At 69.1% G+C, this 22,199-nt stretch carries 20 protein-coding genes; 10 read left to right on the top strand and 10 right to left on the bottom strand.

Features of this window, described 5'->3' with window-relative positions:
• Nucleotides 1-6 precede the first annotated feature (6 nt).
• Nucleotides 7-1,527 (top strand): helicase HerA-like domain-containing protein, encoded by a 1,521-nt coding sequence (locus tag LFM09_RS19790; protein ID WP_414097965.1) that lies wholly within the window; start codon nucleotides 7-9, stop codon nucleotides 1,525-1,527.
• Here the strand turns inward: LFM09_RS19790 and LFM09_RS19795 are convergent.
• Nucleotides 1,459-2,724 carry an MFS transporter gene (locus tag LFM09_RS19795; RefSeq protein ID WP_414097966.1) on the bottom strand — a complete coding sequence of 422 codons (1,266 nt, stop codon included), beginning with the start codon at nucleotides 2,722-2,724 and terminating at the stop codon, nucleotides 1,459-1,461. The genes LFM09_RS19790 and LFM09_RS19795 overlap by 69 nt on opposite strands.
• 71 nt (nucleotides 2,725-2,795) lie before the next feature.
• On the opposite strand from LFM09_RS19795, the gene LFM09_RS19800 reads away from it, so the two are divergent.
• Nucleotides 2,796-3,737 (top strand): GlxA family transcriptional regulator, encoded by a 942-nt coding sequence (locus LFM09_RS19800; protein WP_414097967.1) that lies wholly within the window; start codon nucleotides 2,796-2,798, stop codon nucleotides 3,735-3,737.
• Here LFM09_RS19800 and LFM09_RS19805 read toward each other — a convergent pair.
• The 4 genes from LFM09_RS19805 to LFM09_RS19820 all read right to left on the bottom strand — a co-directional run bounded on the left by LFM09_RS19805 (nucleotide 3,716) and on the right by LFM09_RS19820 (nucleotide 8,639).
• Nucleotides 3,716-6,379, bottom strand: coding sequence for a BTAD domain-containing putative transcriptional regulator (locus LFM09_RS19805; RefSeq protein WP_414097968.1), 2,664 nt, complete (start codon nucleotides 6,377-6,379; stop codon nucleotides 3,716-3,718). The two genes, LFM09_RS19800 and LFM09_RS19805, sit on opposite strands and share 22 nt — an antisense overlap.
• Nucleotides 6,376-7,890 (bottom strand): PH domain-containing protein, encoded by a 1,515-nt coding sequence (locus LFM09_RS19810; RefSeq protein ID WP_414097969.1) that lies wholly within the window; start codon nucleotides 7,888-7,890, stop codon nucleotides 6,376-6,378. The genes LFM09_RS19805 and LFM09_RS19810 overlap by 4 nt, the downstream gene beginning before the upstream one ends.
• On the bottom strand, nucleotides 7,887-8,312 hold the full coding sequence (locus LFM09_RS19815) for a PH domain-containing protein (protein WP_414098129.1): 426 nt from the start codon (nucleotides 8,310-8,312) through the stop codon (nucleotides 7,887-7,889). Before LFM09_RS19815 ends, LFM09_RS19810 begins: the two co-directional genes overlap by 4 nt.
• Nucleotides 8,313-8,492: 180 nt before the next feature.
• Complete coding sequence (locus LFM09_RS19820) at nucleotides 8,493-8,639, bottom strand: hypothetical protein (protein WP_414097970.1); 147 nt, start codon at nucleotides 8,637-8,639, stop codon at nucleotides 8,493-8,495.
• Between the two features lie 30 nt (nucleotides 8,640-8,669).
• On the opposite strand from LFM09_RS19820, the gene LFM09_RS19825 reads away from it, so the two are divergent.
• Entirely contained in the window at nucleotides 8,670-9,908 is a 1,239-nt protein-coding gene (locus LFM09_RS19825; RefSeq protein WP_414097971.1) for a helix-turn-helix domain-containing protein, read from the top strand.
• 225 nt (nucleotides 9,909-10,133) lie between these two features.
• Here LFM09_RS19825 and LFM09_RS19830 read toward each other — a convergent pair whose 3' ends face one another.
• From LFM09_RS19830 to LFM09_RS19840, 3 genes are all read right to left on the bottom strand, one after another.
• Nucleotides 10,134-11,444, bottom strand: a complete 1,311-nt coding sequence (locus LFM09_RS19830; protein WP_414097972.1) for a response regulator transcription factor — start codon at nucleotides 11,442-11,444, stop codon at nucleotides 10,134-10,136.
• A 28-nt stretch (nucleotides 11,445-11,472) separates the two neighbouring features.
• Entirely contained in the window at nucleotides 11,473-12,972 is a 1,500-nt protein-coding gene (locus tag LFM09_RS19835) for an AMP-binding protein (protein WP_414097973.1), read from the bottom strand.
• Between the two features lie 71 nt (nucleotides 12,973-13,043).
• The gene (locus LFM09_RS19840) at nucleotides 13,044-13,244 is read right to left on the bottom strand and encodes a hypothetical protein (protein ID WP_414097974.1); all 201 of its coding nucleotides are present in this window, start codon (nucleotides 13,242-13,244) and stop codon (nucleotides 13,044-13,046) included.
• A gap of 188 nt (nucleotides 13,245-13,432) precedes the next feature.
• Here LFM09_RS19840 and LFM09_RS19845 point away from each other — a divergent pair, with 188 nt between their 5' ends.
• Nucleotides 13,433-14,620, top strand: a complete 1,188-nt coding sequence (locus LFM09_RS19845; RefSeq protein WP_414097975.1) for an NAD(P)/FAD-dependent oxidoreductase — start codon at nucleotides 13,433-13,435, stop codon at nucleotides 14,618-14,620.
• On the opposite strand, the gene LFM09_RS19850 is transcribed toward LFM09_RS19845, so the two are convergent.
• A complete protein-coding gene (locus LFM09_RS19850; RefSeq protein WP_414097976.1) occupies nucleotides 14,617-15,087 on the bottom strand; it encodes a MarR family winged helix-turn-helix transcriptional regulator in 471 nt (156 codons plus the stop codon). The two genes, LFM09_RS19845 and LFM09_RS19850, sit on opposite strands and share 4 nt — an antisense overlap.
• Nucleotides 15,088-15,169: 82 nt before the next feature.
• On the opposite strand from LFM09_RS19850, the gene LFM09_RS19855 reads away from it, so the two are divergent.
• The 3 genes from LFM09_RS19855 (at nucleotide 15,170) to LFM09_RS19865 (ending at nucleotide 18,061) form a co-directional block, all read left to right on the top strand.
• Complete coding sequence (locus LFM09_RS19855) at nucleotides 15,170-15,751, top strand: FMN-dependent NADH-azoreductase (RefSeq protein WP_414097977.1); 582 nt, start codon at nucleotides 15,170-15,172, stop codon at nucleotides 15,749-15,751.
• Between the two features lie 10 nt (nucleotides 15,752-15,761).
• Entirely contained in the window at nucleotides 15,762-16,148 is a 387-nt protein-coding gene (locus LFM09_RS19860; protein WP_414097978.1) for an NUDIX hydrolase, read from the top strand.
• 62 nt (nucleotides 16,149-16,210) lie between these two features.
• Nucleotides 16,211-18,061 (top strand): glycoside hydrolase family 97 catalytic domain-containing protein, encoded by a 1,851-nt coding sequence (locus LFM09_RS19865; RefSeq protein WP_414097979.1) that lies wholly within the window; start codon nucleotides 16,211-16,213, stop codon nucleotides 18,059-18,061.
• Here the strand turns inward: LFM09_RS19865 and LFM09_RS19870 are convergent, their stop codons facing one another.
• Entirely contained in the window at nucleotides 18,062-19,174 is a 1,113-nt protein-coding gene (locus LFM09_RS19870; RefSeq protein WP_414097980.1) for an MFS transporter, read from the bottom strand.
• Nucleotides 19,175-19,402: 228 nt separating this feature from the next.
• On the opposite strand from LFM09_RS19870, the gene rox reads away from it, so the two are divergent.
• Genes rox through LFM09_RS19885 form a run of 3 tightly spaced genes read left to right on the top strand, consistent with a single transcriptional unit; the run spans nucleotide 19,403 to nucleotide 22,146 of the window.
• Nucleotides 19,403-20,818: a rifampin monooxygenase gene (gene rox / locus LFM09_RS19875; protein ID WP_414097981.1), complete on the top strand. Its 1,416-nt coding sequence runs from the start codon at nucleotides 19,403-19,405 to the stop codon at nucleotides 20,816-20,818.
• 45 nt (nucleotides 20,819-20,863) lie between these two features.
• Nucleotides 20,864-21,814 carry a tetratricopeptide repeat protein gene (locus LFM09_RS19880; protein WP_414097982.1) on the top strand — a complete coding sequence of 317 codons (951 nt, stop codon included), beginning with the start codon at nucleotides 20,864-20,866 and terminating at the stop codon, nucleotides 21,812-21,814.
• Complete coding sequence (locus LFM09_RS19885) at nucleotides 21,814-22,146, top strand: hypothetical protein (protein WP_414097983.1); 333 nt, start codon at nucleotides 21,814-21,816, stop codon at nucleotides 22,144-22,146. Before LFM09_RS19880 ends, LFM09_RS19885 begins: the two co-directional genes overlap by 1 nt.
• The last annotated feature ends 53 nt before the right edge of the window (nucleotides 22,147-22,199 follow it).

A 22,199-nucleotide genomic window follows, 5' to 3' on the forward strand; every position in this document is an offset into this window, starting at 1 on the left:
TCGTGCATGACGGCTCAAGCTGAGATCGCTGCTGGATACGCGTCCGAGAGCGCGGCCATCGAGCTCGGCGCTGTGCTGGTCGACGGCCAGGTGGAGTCGACCGCACACGTCCGCATCCCGTTGTCCATGGTCAACCGGCACGGACTTGTCGCTGGGGCAACAGGAACCGGCAAGACGAAGACGCTCCAGCTGCTGGCCGAGCAGCTGTCGAACAACGGCGTGCCGGTGCTGATGGCCGACGTGAAGGGCGACTTGTCCGGTCTGTCTCAGCAAGGCCAGGAAAGCGACAGGACCAAGACCCGAGCCGCGGACACCGGCGACGACTGGCAGCCGCAGTCGTTCCCGATCCAGTTCCTGTCGATCGGCACGGGCGGCATCGGCGTTCCGCTGCGCGCCACGGTGACGAGCTTCGGGCCGATCCTGCTGTCGAAGGTGCTGGGCCTGAACGACACCCAGGAATCGACGCTCGGCCTGATCTTCCACTGGGCGGACTCGAAAGGGCTCCCGCTGCTCGACACCAAGGACCTGCGCAGCGTCATCCAGCACCTCACCAGCGACGAGGGCAAGGAAGACCTCAAGGGCATCGGCGGTGTGTCGAGCTCGACGGCCGGCGTGATCCTGCGGGCGCTCGTCAACCTGGAGGCGCAGGGCGGCGACCGGTTCTTCGGCGAGCCCGAGCTCGATCCGGCCGACCTGATGCGGCAACGGGACGGCAAGGGCGTCGTCAGCCTGCTGGAACTGGCTGAGCTGCAGGGCAATCCGCAGCTGTTCTCCACGTTCCTCATGTGGCTGCTGGCGGAGCTTTTCGAGACGTTGCCGGAGGAGGGCGACGTCGAGAAGCCCAAGCTCGTCTTCTTCTTCGACGAGGCGCATCTGCTGTTCGCCAACGCGTCGAAGGCATTCCTCGACCAGATCACCCAGACCGTGAAGCTCATCCGGTCAAAGGGAATCGGTGTCTTCTTCTGCACTCAGCTGCCGACCGACATCCCGAACGACGTCCTGTCACAGCTGGGCGCGCGCGTTCAGCACGCACTGCGCGCGTTCACGCCGGACGATCAGAAGGCGTTGTCGCGCACGGTGAAGACGTACCCGAACACCCCGCACTACGACCTGGAGAAGGCGCTTACCTCGTTGGGCATCGGTGAAGCCATCATCACCGTCCTCAGCGAGAAGGGCGCCCCGACGCCGGTCGCGTGGACCAGGCTCAGGGCACCGCGGTCGTTGATGGACACGATCGGCAACGACGCGATCAAGCAGGCCGCACAGGGCTCGGACCTGCACGGCAAGTACTCGGAGACCGTCGACCGCGAGTCGGCCTACGAGCAGCTGATGCAGAAAGTCGCACCGCCGCAAGAAGAACAGGGACAACAAGCCCCGGAACCCCAACGTCAGGAGAAGGAGGAACCGGGGCTCGTCGAGAAGGTGCTCGGCAACAGCGCCGTGAAGTCGTTCCTGCGGTCAGCCGGCAGCGCCCTGGCGCGCGAGATCACGCGGGGCATCTTCGGGACTTCGCGCAAGCGACGCTGAGAGCACCGCGGCGCCGATGCAGAGCGCTCCCGCGACGTACCAGGCCAGGTCGTAGCTGCCCAGGTGGTCGCGGGTGAGTCCGGCCGCGGACGCCGCGAACGCCGCGCCGAGCTGGTGCGACGCGAACACCCAGCCGAACACGACCGGCCCGGACATGCCGAAGTACTGGCGGCACAACGCCACGGTCGGTGGCACGGTCGCGACCCAGTCCAGGCCGTAGAAGATGATGAACACCAGCATCGACGGGTGCGCGGACTCGCTGAAGAGCTGCGGCAGGATCATCAACGACAGGCCGCGCAACGCGTAGTAGCCCGCCAGCAGCATCCGCGAGTCGACCTTGTCGGTCAGCCAGCCGGACACGACCGTGCCCACGATGTCGAACACACCCACCAGCGCGAGCAGTCCGGCGGCAGTCGTCGTCGGCATGCCGTGGTCGTGCGCCGCGGGGATGAAGTGCGTGCCCACCAGGCCGTTCGTCGAGGCACCGCAGATCGCGAACCCACCGGCCAGCAACCAGAACGGCCGGGTCTTCGCTGCCTGGACCAACCCGCCGATCGCGCGACGAGCCGCGCCACCGGACGGCGGCGGGGGAGTGTCCTCGGTGGCACCCAACGGCAACAGCCCCACGTCACGCGGGTACTCGCGCAGGAAGAACGCCGCCAGCGGCACCACGGCCAGCGCGGCGATGCAGATCACCAACGACGCGGGCCGCCACCCGTAGGTGGCCGACAGCCACGCCACCAGCGGCAGGAACACCAGCTGCCCGGCCGCCCCACCGGCCGTCAGCACACCCGTGACCAGGCCGCGGTGCTTCACGAACCAGCGGCCGGTGATCGTCGCGACGAACGCCAGCGCCATCGAACCGGTACCGAGCCCGACGACCACGCCCCACAGCAGAACGAGCTGCCACGAGGCCGTCATGAACACCGTCAGCCCGCTGCCGATCGCGACCATCGTCAACGCATAGGTCACCACGACCCGCACGCCGAACTTGTCCATCAGCGCGGCCGCGAACGGCGCGGTCAACCCGTACAGCAACAGGTTGATCGAGATGGCGAGCGAGATCGTGCCGGTCGTCCAGCCGAACTCCGCCCGCAACGGCTCGATCAACGCACCGGGCGCCGCGCGGAACGACGCGGCACCCACCAGCGCGATGAACGACACACCTGCGACAACCCAGGCCCAATGCAGTCTCACGCCGACAAGGTTCGGTGATGGTGGACTTGGCAACCAGTGGCCGAAAAGCCAACATGTGAAAGAATCGGGCCATGGCCCACCGGATCGCAGTGCTGGCGCTGGAGACCTCGATCGCCTTCGACCTCGGCTCCTCGACGCACATGTTCGCCCAGCTGCCGGACCACTACGACGTGTTGGTGTGCTCGCCGGACCGCCGCCCGATCGTCACGAGCGGCGGCTACACGATCCACCCGGACCACGGTCTGGAGGTCATCCGCGACGCCGACACGGTGCTGGTGCCGGGCACGCGCTACCTGCCGGCGCGGCTGGAGGGGAAGCTCGAACCGGCCGTGCACGAGGCCCTGACCACGACGAACGCGCCGCGGATCATGTCGATCTGCACCGGCGCGTTCGTGCTGGGCGCGGCGGGCATCCTCGACGGCAGGCCCGCCACGACGCACTGGAGCGCCACCGACTCGTTCCGCGAGCTGTTCCCGAAGGTGCACCTCGACCCGGACGTGCTGTTCGTCGACGACGGCGACGTGCTGTCGTCCGCGGGGGTGGCCGCGGGCATCGACCTCTGCCTGCACGTGATCAGGTCGGACTTCGGCAGCGAGCTCGCGAACCAGGTGGCCCGCTACTGCGTCGTCCCGGCGTGGCGGCAGGGCGGGCAGTCGCAGTTCGTGCACCGGCCCGTGCCCGCCGACCCGGACGCGTCCACCGGGCCTGCCCGCGAATGGGCGTTGGACCGGCTGGACGAGCCGCTGGAGCTGTCGTCGTTCGCCGAGCAGGCGCGGATGAGCGTGCGGACGTTCACGCGGCGGTTCCGCGCGGAGACCGGGATGTCGCCGGGGCGGTGGCTGACACAGCAGCGCGTCGAGCGGGCCCGGCATCTGCTGGAGTCCACGGACCTGCCGATCGACCTGGTGGCGCGGCACGCGGGGTTCGGCACGGGAGCGGCCCTCAGGCAGCAGCTGGCGGCCTCGATCGGGGTGTCGCCGACGGTCTACCGTCAGACGTTCCGCACGGCCTGAGCGAGCTTCTCGCGGACGCGGTCGGCTTCTGCCACACCGAGTTCTTCGTAGATCGCGAGCGCCTTCTCCCAGTGCTCGAAGGGGGTCTCGCCGGCGTCGCCGATGAGCTCCAGCGCCGGCTCCGCGGGCTTGGCGGCGCTGGTGGCATCGCCGATCAGCTCCAGCGCGATCGCCTCGTAGTACGGGCTGTTGCACTCACGCGCCAGCTCCAGGGCGGTCCGGGCGCCGGCCAGAGCCCGGACGAGGTGCCCGCGATCGAGCCGGAGCGCGGCCAGGTCGGCGTGGCAGGCGACCATGCCGACCTTCTCGCCGATGCGTTCGTACCTCGGCAACGCTGCCGTGAGCTCGCGTTCGGCCTCGTCCCACCTGCCGGTCTTGCGGTGCACGATGCCCAGGTGGTGGCTCGCGTTCGCGGCGACCCAAGGGTCGTCGACGGCGGCGGCCTCCAGGTAGCGCTGCTCGGCCTCTTCGTAGCGCTCCATCTCCTCCAGCGCGTGGGCCATCGCGGCGAGAACCCGGCCCCGTGCGGCCTCGGAGACCAGGGCGCTCACGGAGAGAGCCTCCGCGCCCCACCGAAGCGCTTCGTCGTAGTCGTGCAGCTGGTGGTGGGCGCTGCTGATGTTGAAAAGCATCGCGAGCCGTGCGTCCAGCCGGTCCGCGGCGCTGGGCAGGGCCTGGTGGCAGAGGCGCAGCCAGGTGGGCCAGTCCGCGCGCAGCCAGAGGTAGCGCGACAGCGTGTACGCGAACTGCCAGGTGTGGCCGAGCTCGGCGGCCGCGAGGAGGTTCTCGGCCTCGGTGTCGAACCAGGCGTCGTCCAGCGCGGGGATCTCGGCGGGCGGGTGCTCGACGGTGATCTCGATCGGCGACCGGGTCACCGGCAGCTGGCTGTCGGCGATGTCCGCGCAGTGCAGGTAGAAGTCCAGCACGCGCTGAACGGCCGCACGTCGGCTGGACGCTGGATCGTGCCGTTCGGTCAGCTCACGCGCGTAGACCCGCAACAGGTCGTGGCACGAGAACCGGTCAGGTGCGTGTTCCATGACCATTTGGGCACTCTTCAGCTCGTCGAGGAGCCGTCGAGCCGATGCCACGGGCACGCCCGCAAGACAGGCGATCGCGTGCACACCCGCGTCCTGGCCCGGATGCAGGGAGAAGAGCCGGAACAACCTGGCCGCGTCCGGTTTCAGCCGCAGATACGACCAGGAGAAGACAGCCCGCACGTTCACTGCGGGGTCTTCGTCGGCCAGCATGTCGAGCCGTGTCGCCTCATCGGTCAGTGCGCCGGCCAACGCGCGCAACGAGAACGTCGGGTTGAGCGTTGCCCGTGCCGCCACGACGGACAACGCCAGCGGCAGGCCTGCGCACCGGTCCGCCAGCTCGACGGCCGCGTCGGGTTCCGCCCGGATCCGTGATGTCCCGAGATGGCTTTCCAGCAGTGCGGAAGCCTCCTCGCGGGTGAGGGCCGGGAGCGTGAGCGGGCGGGCGCCTTCCCTGGCCACCAGACCGGACAGCGGATTGCGGCTCGTCACCACCGCAAGACAGCCGGGACTCGCCGGCAGCAGCGGGCGGACCTGTTCGGCGTCGCGGGCGTTGTCCAGCAGCACCAACATCTTCCGGCCGGCGAGCAGGCTGCGGAGCTGCGCGGCACGTCCCTCCGCAGTGGACGAGATCTGCGGGCACCTGAGCGCGTCCAGGAAGCCGCGCAGGGCGTCCGCGGGCCGCACCGGCTCGCCACCGGGGTCGAACCCGCGCAGGTCCACGTACAGGCGGCCGTCCGGGAACCGGTCCGCCACCGCATGCGCCCAGCGGAGGGCCAGCGTGGTCTTGCCGACCCCGGCGGTGCCGCTGATGACCACGAGCGAGGTGGCGTCGTCGAGCAGGCCCAGTTCGGCGTCGCGGGCGACGAAATGCGGTGTGACAGCGGGAAGTTCGTGCGGCTTCGGCTCGGCGCCGGTGAGGATCCGCTGGTGCAGGTCGCGCAGCTCCTGGCCGGGCGTGCTGCCCATCGCCTCGGCCAGCAGCCTGGTCACCGCGCGGTACGCGGCCAGCGCGTCCGACTGCCGGCCGGCGCGGTGCAGCGCGAGGATCAGGTGCGTCCAGAACTTCTCCCGCAACGGGTGCAGGCGGGTCAGCGACCGCAGTTCGGGGAGGACGTCGACGCCGGTCACCAGGTCGTCCTCGATGCGCAGTTCCAGCGCGGCCAGGCGTTCCTGGAGCAGTGGCGCGATCACGTCGCGGTGCAGCGAGTCCGACACGACGTCAGTGAGGACCGGGCCCGGTCCAGGCCACAACGACAGCGCCTCCGCGTGCGCTCCCGAAGCCACGAGGTCGCGGAACCGGAGGAGATCCAGCTGATCGCGCCGCACCCGCGCCACGTAGCCGCCGGGAGCGGTGGCCACGACGTTCGCCTCGCCGAGTGCCCTGCGCAACCGGGTCATGATCATGTGGATCGTCCTGCCGACGCGCTCGGGGTTGGGCGGCGCGTCGTTCCACAGCCACTGCACGAGCCGGTCGACCGGCACGACCTCGTTGGCGTGCAACAACAATCCGGCGAGAACCACCCTGCTGTGGCCGGGCGGGAGCGGGACCACCCGCCCCCGTGCCGTGACCTCCAGGGTGCCGAGAACCCGGAACTCGGCCGTCATTCGTTCAGCAGGAACGGGCGCAACAGGTCCGGGACCGCCTCGTCGGCCAGTGCCAGGCCGTCCGACTCGCCGACGTCCGTGACGTGGTAGACGCCCGCACCCGCCGCGGTGGTCGCGCCGATCGTCATCAACCCGCTGCGGCGCTGGAAGAACGACCGCTGGATGCGCCAGCCGATGATGCCGGTGCGTTGCAACGCGACGGTGCTGCGGACCAGGGAGTTGTTGCGCGTCACCAGATAGCGGTCGTCCAGGGCGTTGCCGAGCGAGCGGTAGTTGTCCCAGCCGACCAGCGCGGCGAACGGGATGATCGCCACCGGGATCGGCCACGCCCACGACGGCGCCCAGACCGCCAGGCCGATCGCGATCACCACCCACGGCGCCACGTGCCGGAACAGGCTGCGGCGCAACGCGGCCAGTGGGTGCTTGCGCAGCTTGCGCGTGGTCGGGTCGTCGTCGACCTTCAACACGTCGCGCGAGACCTGGTGCGCCACCGACAACGGCGCGGGCGGCAGCAGCAGGTTGCTCTCGCCCTTCGAACCCAGACCCGTCGTCACCGCAACGGCTTTCGCGCCTCGGCCCGCGCGCACCAGCAGCGGTTCCTGGATGTCGACGCCGCGCAGCCGTTGCTCCTCGACCGACACCGACCGGGTGGTCAGCAGACCGCGCTGCACCCGCAGCGTCCCGTCCGGCTCGCGTGTCAGCTGGTAGTTCCAGAACTGAAGTATGTAAAGCGGTACCGAGAGCACGAGCCCGAGCACGACCAGCGCCACCACGAACCCGCCGAGCAGGGTGATGCTCGGGTGCTCGAACAGCCACTCCCACAGGTCCTGCACCGGGTGCAGGCCGAGGTCGTCGGCGTAGTTGGACAGCACGCCGAACACCGCGCCGATCGCGACCAGTCCCGACAACGACAGCGGCGCGAACTTCAGCCACTTGAAGTCGAGCTTCGAGATGACCTCGGACGGCGTCTCCACCGGCACCGCGTCCGGCTCGGAAGACGTGCTCTTCGGTGCAACAGCCTTCTGCAGCAACAGAACCCGCAGCCGTTCGGCCTCCTCCGACGTCACCGCGTCGAGCGTGAGGCCGTCCGTGCCGGGCACGTCCTGCTGTCCGGTACCGATCCGCACCGCGGACAGCCCGAACACCCGGTGGCCGGGCTTGGAGGTCAGGTCGACCGTCCTGATGCGATCGCGCGGCACCGCGAGCTGCTTGCGGGTCAACAACCCCGTGTGCAGCTCGACCTGCTCGTCGGTGATCCGGTACTTCGTGGTGCGCCAGATCAGGTAGCTGAACGACAGGATCGCCGCGACCGTCACGCCACTCGCGATGAGCCGCCACTTCTCGCCGTTGCCGGTGAACAGCAGGATGAGGATCGGCACCAGCATCGCGATGCCCTCGTTGAGCGGGCGCACGATCAGCATGCGGACGTGCAGGCGGTGCCACTCCGACAGCGGCTCGGTGAACTCCGGTGCGGCCGGAAGCCCAGCAGGTATCTCCGCGGGAGTGGTCACGTGGCATCACCCGGCGTGGCCTGCGTGGTGTTGGTCAGCTCCACCACGAGCTGCTGCGCGGTCACGTGGTCCAGGCCCTCGATCTCCACCGGACCCGCGGCCGACGCGGTCGTCACCGTGACCGTCGCCAGGCCGAGCATCTGCTGGAACGGCCCGCGCTTGGTGTCGATGGTCTGAATGCGTGACACGGGCGCGACCCGCCACTCCTGGTTCAGCCAGCCCGACAACGTGTACACCGCGTCCGGCGTTGTCTCCCAGCGGTGCACGCGGTACCGCCAGCTCGGCTCGACCGCGGTGTGCACGATCCCGACGACCCCGGTGGCGATCATGAGCGCCAGCTCCCACGTCGGCGGGGAGTCCACCAGCAGGAACACGACGAGCTGGGGCACGAACAGCACGAGCCAGAACACGGCGGCCTGCATCGTCCACAGCAGGACGGACTTCGGACTCACCTGGTGTGCAGGCGTGCGCAGTTGCAGAGTCACCCCTCAAGGGTGCCTCACCAGCACCTGGTGGTGTGGTCAGGTGCGGCAATTGGCGGGCCCGTGTTGGGGTGCTCCTGCTTGCGAGGGAGGCAGGACCACCCCAACCGGGCAAAACGATCAGACGGGCTGGACGTACGGCGGCGTGAAGATGTCGCCGGGCTTGCCGGGCCCTTCGTCCGCCGAGGCCGCTCCCGCCGCTGCCACGAGCGCTCCCAAACTGAGGATCACTGCGGCGGCGATTCGAGCGATAGTGTTCAACTTCATTGAGGTGCTCCGTTCCGATAGGTGGCGGCCGTGGATGAGGGCAGGAAGTCGTTGACGAGGTTCGGCGCGCGGTTGCGGGCGGTCCGGCTGCAACGCGGTTTGTCGCAAAAGGACCTCGCGTGCCCCGGCGTCTCCATGAGTTACGTGTCGAGGCTCGAGTCCGGCGAGCGGGTTCCCTCGCCGGCGGTGGTGCGCAGGCTCGCCGAGGTGCTCGACGTCGATCCGTCCGAGCTGATGGTCGACGAGGACCGCACCGCGATGCAGGACGAGGCGCTGGCGTGGTGCGAGGCGCTGCTCGCGTATCACGACGGTGACCTGGTGATGGCCGTCGACCTGCTGGAAACGCTGGGAAAGCGGTCGGACGAGGAGATGTTCGGCTGGTGCGTGCGGTGGACGCGCCTGGTGATGCTGGCGAGGCAGCGGGACCACGAGGGTCTGCTGCTGGCGGCGGCGAAGCTGCGCAAGTCGTGGTCTCCCGGTCCGGCGGTGGACGCGTTGGTGGAGATCCTGCGCGCATCCTCGTTGCGGCGCCTCGGCCGGACAGCCGAATCTGTGAAGGCCGCGAGTGAGGCTGTTGAGCTGGCCACCGGTGACGGCGAACGGGTGCGTCGCGTCAACACGCGCGCGCTCATCTCGTTGTGTGCCGAGCTGACCGCGGCCGGACGTCTGGCAGACGCCGAACAGGTTGTGGACCAGTTGTCGCTGCGGTTGCCCGAACTCGGCCGCGACCGGCTCGCGATCTCCACGTGGTGGGCGCGCGCCAAGGTCGCCGACCGTCTCGGCGATCGCACCGAGGCCGCGCACTGCATCCGCGAGGCCATCGAGATGCTCGACGACTTCGACGGCGATCCCGAGTACCGCTGCCGTGTCCGGCTCGCCGGCGCGTCCATCGCGTTGCGCACGCCCGGTGCGAACCTCGACGACGTCGTGGCGTTGCTGGACAAGGTGGAGACGACGGTCGCCGCGATGCGCCGGCAGGACGGTCTGCTCGCGCACGCCCGTGCGTTGCGCGCCGAGCTGGCGTTGCGCGACGGTGAGGTCGACAAGGCACGGGACCTGGCGGAGCAGGCGCTCGCGACAGGGCACCTGGACGCCGAGCAACAGCTGCGCTGCCACCTCCTGCTCGTGCGGGCGGCGGACGAGGTCGATCCGGACGGCAGCACCGGCGCGCGCACGAACCTGGCCGCGCTGCTGGAGCACATCAACCCGGAGGGCGTCGATCCGCTCCTGTGGCGCGATGTGGCCCGCATCGCCCTGCGCAAGCACTGAGGGCGGGCGTCGTTGCCCGGTCATGACCGCCCCTCGTTCGTTAACTGGCTACGTTGTTAACGGAGCATGACACAGACCAGTTACCCGTCACATCACCCAATTCCACTGCGCCGACGTGGGTAAATTACCCAAGAACCGCGACCACCCCGTCAGCGGCAAGCGACCGAACGGGCGATTGAACCCCTCGCTGGTCGGACCAATTGTCAATTACTTGACAATGGATGACTATTCCGGGGCCAGGCTCATCCACCACACGACCGCTCCGGCGCGCCCGTTGACGTCAAGGGTGGTGTAGATCCGCTGCAGGTGGTTCTGCACGGTTTTGGGCGACAGGCCGAGCGACTCCGCGATCATCGCCGTGCTCGCGCCGGCGGCCACCAGCCGCAGCACCTCGATGCCGCGCTTGGTGAGCCCGGCCCTCAGTGCGCGGGCGATCCGGGTGTTCGTGTGCTCGGCGGTGCCGGTCTCGTGCAGCTCGCCGGTGTGCGGCACCCGCACCACCGCGTCCTCGCGCTTGGGCTCGAAGCGCCTGTGCGCCAACTGTTCCACGAGTCGCGACGACAGGTCGTGCTCGCGCATCCGCAGCAGGTCGCGGCCTTCCTGCAACTCCCACAGGCGGTACTGCTCCAGCTGCAGCCGGGCGTGCCGCAGCGCGCGTTCGAAGTCACCGGACCGTTCGTACGCCTCGCTCAACTGCTGATGTGCGTGCACCGCGACCTCGCGCGCGAGACAGCTCATCGCCAGCTCAGCGGCCTGCGTCAACTGGGTGATCTGGTCCGCGTACCGCTTGCGCGCCCCGCTCAGCCGCGCCCGCGCCATCAGCATCTCGGCCCGCGCCACCGGGCGGTTCCTTCCGGCAAGCAACTGGTCAGCGCGCTGCCAGCTGCGGTGCGCGCGGTCAAGTTCACCCAGATCGATGCGCACGTGTGTCAGCAGGACGTTCACCATCGCCATCCGCACCGGATCGCCGACCTGCTTCCACCGGTCGCGCACCTGCGCGCACAACGCTTCCGCGCGCCGCAGCTTGCGCACGCACGGTTCGCCGTCGAGGCTGCAGCGGCTCTCCTGGGTGCGGATCATGCAGTGCTCGTGGAACTGCATGCGCATCACGCGGGCCTGTTCGAACAGCACCGAGCCGATCAGCTCGTTGTCCCCGGTCAGTTCCGCGAGGCCGAGCGCTCTCGCGAACGAGTTGAAGCTGCGTTCCCGCGAGTCGAGTCGCAGTTCCACCACAGCACGGGAAAAGCTGCAGCGCGCCTGCAGTCCGATGTGGCGGTTCGCCGCCGCGATCTCCTGCACCCTGTCGATCGTGTCGAGCGCACTGGGCCACAGACCGCGCTTGCCGAGCGCGACGGACTGCGCCAGCACACCCTCCGCGACGCCCTCGACGTCGTCCAGCCACGCGAACGCGGCAACCGCTTTCTCGGCGTACTCCAATGCCTCGCCTGGCCTGCCCTCGTCCAGTGCGATGCGGGCCTCGCGCAGGTTGTGCACGGCGTTGGACCGCGGATCTGCGGTCCGGCCGGGAACCGTCATGATCAAGCCCCCTCTTCGGGGGCGAAGCTTAGCCCTGTTCGCGCAGTTGGCGTTTCAACACTTTGCCGGCTGCGTTGCGAGGTAGCTCGTCGAGGAAGAAAACATCCCGCGGCACGGAGAACCGCGCGAGGTTCGCCTTCACGTGTTCACGTATGTGTTCGGCCGTCAGGGTTTCCTCACCGACCACGAACGCCACGAGCCGCTGTCCGAACTCGTCGTCCGGCACGCCGATCACCGCGACCTCCGTGACGCCGTCCAGCGTCGAGAGCAGGTCCTCGACCTCGCGCGGGTAGACGTTCTCGCCGCCCGAGATGATCATCTCGTCGTCGCGGCCCGCCACGAACAGCAGACCGTCCTTGAGGTAGCCGAGGTCGCCGGTGGACATCAGGCCGTTCAACGACTCCTTGCTGGTGCCGTTGGTGTAGCCGTCGAACAGCATCTCGTTCCCGACGAAGATCCGCCCGGTCTCACCGGGTGCGACCGGCTTGCCCTGATCGTCCACAATGGCCAGTCGGGTGCCGAGCGGCGGCTGACCCGCGGTGCCGGGGTCGGCGAGCATCTCCTCGGGCGTCGCGATGCTCGCCCAGCTGACTTCCGTTGAGCCGTAGAGGTTGTAGAGCACCGGGCCGAACTCTTCGAGCGTGCGGGTGGCGACCCTCGGTGGCAGCGACGACCCGCTGGAGGCGATGATCCGCAGCTTCGGCCGGTGCGGTGTCTCCAGCATGCGTTGCAGCATCACCGGAACGACGAACATCGCCGTGCACTTCTCGGCGTCCTTCAGCGTCTGGGTGGGATCGAACTTCCGGCGCAGCACCAGGGTGGCGCCGAGCACGAGCCCGAGCTGGAACGCGGCGAGCCCCCAGGCGTGGAACAGCGGTGAGGTGATCGAGATGACGTCGCCGTGCCGGAGCGGGATCCGGGACAGGAGCGCGGCGGCGGGGGCGAGGCTCGCGGGTTCCGGCCGGCGCGCGCCCTTCGGGGTGCCGGTGGTGCCGGAGGTGAGGATGATCAACCGGCCGCGCGGAGGACGGCGGGGGAGTGACGTCGTGGGCCCGTTGAGGATCAGCGACTCCAGTTCGTCGCTGAAAACAACCGGCAGATCGGGCAGCGCGTCGGCGAACTCGCGATCGGCGACGAACCGGTCGATCTCCTGGTCCTGCGCGACCTGGGCCAGCTGCGTCTTGCTCAGACCGGTGTTGAGCAGGACGGCGTCGGCGCCGACCTTCGTGCACGCGGTGAGCGTCTCGATGAAGCCGCGGTGGTTGCGGCACAGCAGCCCGATGCGTTCCTTGGCGCGAAAGGCATGTGCGAGCCGGTCGGTGCGTTCATGCACTTGCCGGTACGTCAGCACGCCGTCGTCGTCGACGATCGCGGCACGGTCCGGGTGTCGTCCCGCGCCGGTCTGGTAACCCCACGCGAGCGTGATGTTCCACTGCAGATACCCGCGCACGGTGCCGGAAAGCCCTCGCGGGCCCAACGGCCGGATCACGCCGGCTTTGACCAGGGTCAGCAGCACGCGGGTCAACATGAGTCCCACTCTGCCATCAACCTACTTGTGAGTAGGTAACGCTGTGACGGCGGTCACACGCCAAGGTTCTTTTACACGGCAGTGTCGGACGCGGCGACGACGGCTTCCCTCAGCGCGGCGCGCAAACGGCCCACTTCCAGCGGTGTCAGAACGGCGGCCTCGCCCGGCGGCACGTTGATCACGATGTGCCCCTGGCTGACGAACACCGTCAAGTCCCGTCGGCGCGAAGCGATGTCGCGGCAGCTCACCTGCCACTCCTCTTTGGCTCCCACGGGTTTCTTCCTCCAGGTCACTCGGCGCGCCGGCCCGGTGGTCCCGGCGCTCGCCTGAGTGAGACGAGCGTTACCGGGGGTCATGACGGAGGTTTCGCGTTCCCGCGAACTTTCTCCATCGAGCGACCGTGCCGAGCTGCGGATAGCGTCGCACGTGGGACGAGAGTAGGTCACCTGGAGGGGTGAAAATGGCGGAACCGCAACGCATCGTGATTGTCGGGACGGGCCTCGCCGGTGCCGCCGCGGCAGGCGCGCTCCGAGACCGCGACTACGGCGGCCAGATCACCATGTTCGGCACCGAGCATCACCGCCCGTACGAACTTCCCGCGCTGTCCAAGGACGTGTTGCTGGGAAAGGCCAACGAACCGGCCTGGGTGCACGAGGCGAGCTTTTACGCCGACAACGAGATCGACCTCAAGCTCGGCGTCTCGGTGCTGGAGCTGCGGCCGGACGATCACAGCTTCGTTGACTCCGATGGAGCAGTGCGTTCCTACGACCGGCTGTTGCTCGCGACCGGATCGCGCCCGCGCGTTCTGCCTGGCGCGCAAGGACATGTGCTGCGCACGATCGACGACTCGCTGGCGTTGAAGTCGACGTTGCACGAGGGCAGGCACGTCGTGATCGTCGGCGCCGGCTGGATCGGCTGCGAGGTGGCGTCCGCCGCCCGCACGCACGGCTGCCGCGTCACCGTGATCGACCCGCTGACGCAGCCGCTGGTGCGCGTGCTGGGCACCGAGATGGGCGTGATGTTCCGCGGCTTGCACGAGGAGCACGGCGTCGAGTTCAAGCTGGGCACCGGGGTGGCGGGCTTCTCGCCGTCGGGCGTGCGGCTGGAGGACGGCACCGAGCTGATGCCGGACGTGACGGTGCTGGCCGTGGGTGCGACACCACGTCTGGAACTCGCCGAAGCAGCCGGGCTGGAGCTGACCGACGGCGGCGTGGCGGTCGACGCCGCGTTGCGCACGTCCGCGCCGGACGTGTTCGCGGCCGGTGACATCGCGGCGCACGACCACCCGCGCTACGGCCACCGGATCCGCGTCGAGCACTGGGCGAACGCGAAGGACCAGGGCACGCACGTCGCGGGGTCGTTGCTCGGGCTGGACGACCCGTACCTGAAGTCGCCGTACTTCTTCACCGACCAGTACGACCTGGGCATGGAGTACCGGGGGCTCGCCGACCCGGACGACGAGCTGGTGGTGCGCGGCGACCTGGCCTCACGGCAGTTCATCGCGTTCTGGCTGCGCGACGGGCGGCTGCGGGCGGCCATGAACGTCAACGTCTGGGACCACGGCACGGCGCTGCAGGCGTTGGTGGACGCACAGGCGACGGTGACGCCGGCGCAGCTTCGTGACGCGGACCTGGGTTCTCTGGTCTAGATGCAGGAACCGTGGACGGGGGCCTCGCCGTCGGCCAGCGTGATCAACGCCTTGCGGACGACCGCCATCTCCTCGTCGGTGAAGCGGGCGCGATAGGCGCGTTCGACCTCGATCAACGCGTCACGCGCCTGCTTCTGCAGCTCGCGGCCCCTGTCGGTGATCATCGGCGTGCGCACCCTGCGGTCCTTCGGGTCCGGCACTCGCACGATCAGCTCGGCCCGCTCCAGCTTGTCGAGCTCGCTGGTCAGCGTGGTCTTGTCGAGGCCGAGCATCGCCCCGAGCTTGAGCTGGGTGCGCTGGGCCTCCTCGTTGGCGAGCGCCTCCAGGACCAGCTGGCCCCGGACGGAGACGCCGAACTTCGCGATCTCGTCCGCGAAGACCGCCCCGACCCGCTGGGTGGCGCGGTGCAGCAGCCAGTTGAAGTCCCACTTCTCCACGCACGAGGGGATCTGCTGCACCTCCGTCATGTGGCCCATCGTACATCCCAGGGGAGATGTTCTTGGCTCAGAACATCTTGACTCGGAAGTTCTCTACTCGTATGTTCTGGGTATGACCAATCTGCTTCACATCGACTCGAGCATCCGGTACGAGGGGTCTGTGACCCGCGAGATCTCGGGTGCCTTCGCCGACAACTGGCGGTCCGTGAACCCCGAGGGCGGCTACGTCTACCGCGATGTGCACGCGTCGCCGGTCCCGCACAAGGACGGCACCGCGCAGGGGATCGCGGCCGACCTGATCGCCGAGGTCGAGGCCGCGGACGTGATCCTCATCGGCGCGCCGATGTACAACTACTCGATCCCGTCGACGTTGAAGGCCTGGATCGACCAGGTCGCGATCTCCGACTACTTCGCCCGCGAGGACGGCACGTTCCCGTGGGGCGGCAAGCGCGTTGTCGTCGTGACCGCGCGTGGTGGCTCGTACAAGCCGGGCACGCCGCGTGAGGGCTTCGACTTCCAGGAGCCGTACCTGCGGGCCGTGCTGTCGATGGTCGGGCTCGACCAGAACCTGGAGTTCGTGCACGCCGAGCTCACGCTGGCGGACGTGGTGCCGCAGATGCACCAGTTCCGCGAGTTGGCGGTCGAGTCGCTGGCCGACGCACACCGCGTGGTGAAGGAACTCGCCTCGGCCTAGTGTCGGCTGCGTGATCGACAAGGTTGCGTGGGTTCATCTGGACAGCGGCAGGGTGCTGGTCGCCCGGTCGCACGGCAAGGACACGTTCTACGTGCCCGGCGGCAAGCGGGAGCCGGGTGAGACGGACGTCGAGACGCTCGTTCGCGAGATCCGCGAGGAGCTGTCGGTCGACGTCTCGGATGCGGAGCTCCTCGGGGTGTTCGAGGCTCAGGCGCACGGTCGCGCTGAGGGGGAGACCGTGCGGATGACCTGCTACACGGCGTCCTTCGCCGGGGAGCTGAAGCCGGCGAGTGAGATCGCCGAACTGGCGTGGTTCACCGCCGCCGACGCGGACCGGGTCTCACCGGTCACGCGGATCATCTTTCGTCATCTGGAGTCGAACGGCCTGCTGGCCTAGTCTGGTAAGCGCTTTCCCAACCCTGTCCACCTACCGCCGCCACGCTGTAGGGAGTGACACGCATGGGGTTTCGCAACAGATCGGTCGTGCTGGCGGCGGTGTGTGCGGCCGCCGCCGGCGCGCTGGTCGGCACGACTCCCGCCATCGCAGAATCCGGAGAGTGGCGCGTTTCGGCGCCATTGAGTGCGCAATCCGTTGCGCCAGAAGCACTTGTACGGCTCGACAAGGGGAAGTTGAGCCTTTCGGTCCGGCACGGCGGCACCACGGTGCTGGAGCCGTCGGCGCTGGGCCTTCGCACCGCGGATGCCGACCTCACGTCGGGTCTGCAGTTCGTCGGGTCGGACGCCCGGCTCGTCCAGGACTCCTACACGACCGTTTCCGGCAAGAAACGTGAGCACACCTACGTCGGCACTGAGACGACGTTCCACCTTCAGCGGATGTCCGAGCGGTTGGACGTCGTCGTGCGCACGTCGGCGGAAGGCGTGGCGTACAAGTACGTGCTGCCGTCGGACAAGTGGGCGACGGTGCTCGGTGAGGCCTCCGAGTTCGCGGTGCCCGCGAACGCCGACAGCTTCCTGCTGCCGTACGACAACGGGCGCGGCGACTACGAGTCCGCGCACGTCCGCACGGCCGCCAAGGGGGTCGAGTACGGCTATCCGGCGCTGTTCCGCGTCGGGCAGTCGTGGCTGCTGCTCGCCGAATCGGACGTCGACGGCCGCTACGGCGGTTCGCGCGTCGCGTTCGACGGGTCCCGCTACCGGCTCGTGCTGCCCGACCCCGCGGAGACCTCGGCCGGCCCGCTGGCCACGCCGTGGCGCGTGCTCGGCGTCGGATCGCTGGCCTCCCTGGTGGAGAGCTCGCTGATCACGTCGCTGGCGCCGCCGTCGAAGATCTCCGACACGTCGTGGATCAAGCCGGACACGGCGGTGTGGTCGTGGTGGGGCGACGGCACCGGCAACCTGTCGCTGCAGAAGCAGTACGCGGACTACGCGTCGAAGCAGGGCTACAAGTACAACCTCGTCGACTCCGGGTGGAGCGCCGACTGGATCCCCGAGCTGATCTCGTACTCGAAGGCGCGCGGCGTCGAGACGTGGCTGTGGGTGCGGTGGCAGACCATCGACACCGACAGCGAACGCGAGCGGCTCTTCGCGCAGTACCGCTCGTGGGGCGCGGTCGGCCTGAAGATCGACTTCGTGGAGTCCGACGGGCAGGACCGGATGCGCTGGTACGACGCCGTTCACGCGGCGGCCGCCAAGTACCAGCTGATGCTGAACTTCCACGGCGCGCCGATTCCGCGTGGCACTGAACGCACCTGGCCGCACGTGTTGTCGGTCGAGGCGGTGAAGGGCGCGGAGGGCACCAAGCCGCGGCCCGGGCGTGAGCCGTTCCCGATCGAGCACTACCTGACGTTGCCGTTCACCCGGAACCTGACCGGTCCGATGGACTTCACGCCGGTGACGTTCTCCGGGGTGCGGCCGAACTCGGACGCGGCCGAGCTGGCGCTGGGCGTGCTGTACGAGTCGGGTGTCCAGCACTTCGCGGACAAAGTCTCGGTGTACGCGGCGTACCCGGTGGCCGAACAGTTCCTGCGCACCGTGCCGGCGGCGTGGGATGAGACCAGACTGGTGGCCGGCGATCCGGGCAAGCTCGCGGTGCTGGCGCGCCGGTCCGGCTCGACGTGGTTCCTCGGTGCCGGGGTGGCGGGTGATCCGCGTGACCTTTCGGTCGGAACGGGATTCCTCGGGTCCGGTTCGTGGTTGGTCGAGCTGTACCACGACAGCCCGACCGGCAAGATCACGTTCGACACCAAACGGGTGTCGGCGGGAGACTCGCTGACGGTGCCCGTGGCTCGCAACGGTGGCTACGCGGCCCGGCTCTGCCAGGTGCCGGTGTCCGTCACGACCTGCGGCTGATCACTCCATCTGGTCGGTCGCACCCAGCGCTGGCCGCGTTCTGCGCGGCCAGCGCGTTGCCGCCGCTGCCGTGAGCACGGCGATGATCACGTAGATCCACTGGAAGCTCAGGTGCGCGACGAGTGCCGCACCGATCGCGAGACCTGCGGGCGCGGCGCCGAACACGATGCTCGTCGCGGTGGCGCTGACCCGGCCGAGCACCTCTGGTGGCGTGCGTCGCTGCACCAGTGTGGCCACCGCGATCACAGCCCACGCGAGCCCGACTCCGTGCACGAACCCGGCCGCGAGCACCGCCGGCAGCCATCCCGTGGTCCTGGCCAGCGCCGCGCCCGCGATCAGGACCAGCCCGACCGTGACGTTCGCGCGTTTGCCGGTGAAGCCCGCGAGCACCGATCCGGCACCTTGAACGGCCGTGAGCACGCCGAGGAACTCCGGGCCGTGAAGCAGGCCCTTCTCCACGAGCGGGAACGACGCCGCGGTGTGCAACGAGCCCGCGAAGAGCGCGATCGTCGCACCGGCGATCGGCCACCTGAGCGCCTTGAGGTGCGGCCGGCTCGGGGTTTCGCGTGGCCGGGGCGGTGGTTCGTCGATCCGGATCATCGTCGTGGCAGCGGCCGCGAGCAGGAACGACAGCGCGTCGATCGCCACCACCGGCGACGCCCCGTACGCCGCGAACAGCGCCGCACCCGCCAGTGGGGCGACGAGCTTCATCCCCTCCTGCAGGGACATCCGCAGGCCGTTGTACCTCGCGAGCTGATCCTGCGGCAGCAGCGCGACCATCAGCGCCGGTTCCGCCGCGCTGACCAGCACGGACTTCGTGCCGTAGATCAGCAGCACCGCGAAGATCGCCGCGATCTCGTCGGTGAGGAGCAGCACGGCCAGCACCGGGGCCATCGCGAGGTTGGTCCAGATGATCAGCGGTTTCTTGCGGTAGGCGTCGACGAACCTGCCCACCCACGGCGACAGCACGCCCGGCGCGTAGACGCACAGCAGGGCCAGCGTCGCGAGGGCGTCGCTGCCGGTCAGCGACTTCACCCACACGCCCGCGACCAGGTACATCGCGCTCGTTCCGAAGAAGGACAGCGTCAGCCCTGCGAAGTACCACCGCACCATGCAGGCGACCCTGCCATGAAACTTGAGCCTGCTGCACTCAACTTGGCGGCATCGGTGGGCCGCCGTGCGATTCGGCCGTCAGGGGGAGTCCGGAAATGCGAAAAGAGGAGAGCCCGGCTCTCCTCCCACTTCAACATATAGCGCACACCCGGTCTTGCCACAAGACCCCGGGCATGCCTCATCATTTCCCGGCCAACGTCATCTACCTGGGGAAATGGGGAACACTCCATGATCGACGTCATCATCGCCGGCGGTGGACCGACCGGCATGATGCTGGCTGGCGAGCTCCGGTTGCACGGCCTGAACGTGGTCGTGCTGGAACGGGACGCGGAGCCGACCAAGGTGGTCCGGGCGCTGGGCCTGCACGTCCGCAGCATCGAGGTGATGGACCAGCGCGGCATCGTCGACCGGTTCCTCGAGCTGGGCGAGCAGCACCCGATCGGTGGCTTCTTCGCCGGGATCACGAAGCCCGCGATCGCGCTCGACACCACGCACCCGTACGTCCTCGGCATCCGGCAGCCGGTCATCGACCGCCTGCTCACCGAGCACGCTGCCGAGGCCGGCGCGGACATCCGGCGCGGCAGCACGCTGACCGGGTTCGTGCAGGACGACGACGGCGTGACGGTCGAGCTGGCCGACGGCACCTCATTGCGGTCGCGCTACCTCGTCGGGTGCGACGGCGGCCGCAGCACCGTGCGGAAGCTGGCCGGCATCGACTTCCCCGGCGAGCCGTCGCGCGTGGAGACGTTGCTGGGCGAGATGGAGCTCGGCGTGCCGTGGGAGGAGGTGGCGCCGCAGATGCTGAAGATCCGCGAGACGCAGAAGCGGTTCGGCATCGGCCCGATCGGGGGCACCGCGTCCTACCGCGTGATCGTGCCCGCCGCGGACGTGGCGGAGGATCGCGCGACTCAGCCGACGTTCGACGAGTTCAAGAGCGAGCTGCGGCGCGTCGCCGGCACCGACTTCGGCGTGCACTCGCCGCAGTGGCTGTCGCGGTTCGGTGACGCCACCCGGCAGGCCTCGCGGTACCGGGCCGGGCGGGTGTTCCTGGCGGGCGACGCCGCGCACATCCACCCGCCGACCGGTGGCCAGGGCCTCAACCTGGGCGTGCAGGACGCGTTCAACCTGGGCTGGAAGCTCGCCGCGGCGGTGCGGGGCTGGGCGCCGGAGGGGTTGCTCGACACCTACGAGGCCGAGCGGCACCCGACGGCCGAGGACGTGCTGAACAACACCCGTGCGCAGATCGAGCTGATGAAGGTCGAGCCGGGGCCGCAGTCGGTGCGGCGGCTGTTCTCGGAGCTGATGGACTTCGAGGAGGTCAACCGGTACCTGGTCGAGAAGATCGTCGCGATCAGCGTCCGGTACGACTTCGGCTCCGAGAACGACCTGGTGGGCAGGCGGATGCGGGACGTCGCGCTGAAGCAGAGCCGGTTGTATTCGCTGATGCACGCAGGCCGCGGGATCCTGCTCGACCAGACCGGGTCGCTCTCGGTCGGTGCGTGGTCGGATCGGGTCGACCACGTCGTGGACGTGAGTGAGGAACTCGACGTGGCTGCCGTGCTGCTGCGGCCGGACGGGCACGTCGCGTGGGTCGGTGACGACCAGGAGGGGCTCGAGAAGGAGCTCGCGCGCTGGTTCGGCTGAGGTCACCCGTTCGGGGGCCGGGGGCGCGCTGTCACACTGTGCGGCGTGTCCGAGCCGATGACCGCGGTGCTGTTGCGCGCTGCCGAGCTCACCGCCTCGGGGAAACCGCGGCAGGCGATCGACCTGCTGCGGCCCCTGGTGGCGGCGAACCCCCGGCACGCCGAGGCGTGGTGCCGGCTCGCGGCCGCTCATCTCGACCTCGGTGAGGCGGACCAGGCTCTCGACTCGGCCAAGCGGGCGATGATCCTCGACGGTGAGCCCGCGTGGCCGCAACGGCTGGCGGCGCTGGCGTTGAGCGACCTCGGCCGGCACCAGGAGGCGGCGGTCGCGGCGCGGGAGTCCGTGCGGCGCAAGCCCGGCGACTGGCGGTGCTACGTCGTGCTGGCCGAGGTGCTCGCGGACCTGCCCGACGGTGAGGTGGAGGCGTTCGACTCGGCGCTGCACGCCTCACAGCTCGCGCCCACCGAGGCGCGGGCGTTCCAGGTGCTCGGTGACGCGGCGCTGCGCATGCGCGACTGGGGCACCGCCGAGCACGCGTACCGCACGGCGATCAAGCTCGACCCGTCCGACGCGGACTCCAAAGCCAACCTCGCGACCGTGCAACGGCGCCGATCGACCAAGCCGGCCCCTCTGCAGTTGAACAAGGTGCAGGTGTGGCGTGCGTTGCGCACGCTCTCGTTGCTGCTCGTCGGCGGTGGCTTACTGGCGTTGATCGCCGGTATGCCGCGGCCCACGCCCTACCTGGGGTTCTTCACCGGCGCGCTGGTGTTGTGCTGCCTGGTCGTGGCGCTGCGGCTGCGGCCGTTCAAGCTGCTCTTCAGCCTGCGCAAGCTCGCTGTGACGGTGTCGCTGCTCGCCGCCTCGGCGCTGGTCCTGGTCGTGTGGACGATCCTGTTGTTCTTCGGGGCCACCACGATGCAGCCACTTGTGCTTTCCTGGTTGTGCGCTGTCGTGGGGGGAGCGCTCGTGTACGTCGGGGGAGGCAGGAAGCGGTGATGCGTCGCAACGCGGTCGCGCTCGCGTTCATGCTGTTCCTCGGACAGCTGTTCGTCGTCGCCGCGCCCGCTTCGCCCGCTCCTGCTTCCGGCTCCGGTTCCGTCGTCCGGCACGGCCACGACTTCGCGAACCTGCCGGGAGCCGCGCCCAAGCCGCACAACCTGCAGGCCGCCCAGGTGCCGCAGGCCCAGCTGCCGATGGACGTGCCGCCGGTGGCCAAGCCCGCGCTGCCGATGCGGTTCGTCGTCTCCTTCGCCCGGCGCGTGCACCGCACGCCCGACGGCATCCGCTGGACCCCGCAGCGGGATCGTTCACCGCCTTCCGGTCGCTGAATCTCGTTTCCCAGCAACCACTTTCTTTCGGAAGGCTTCTTTCACCATGTCGC

Origin of the sequence: Lentzea alba (assembly GCF_047445655.1) — a bacterium.
GTDB lineage: Bacteria > Actinomycetota > Actinomycetes > Mycobacteriales > Pseudonocardiaceae > Lentzea > Lentzea alba_A.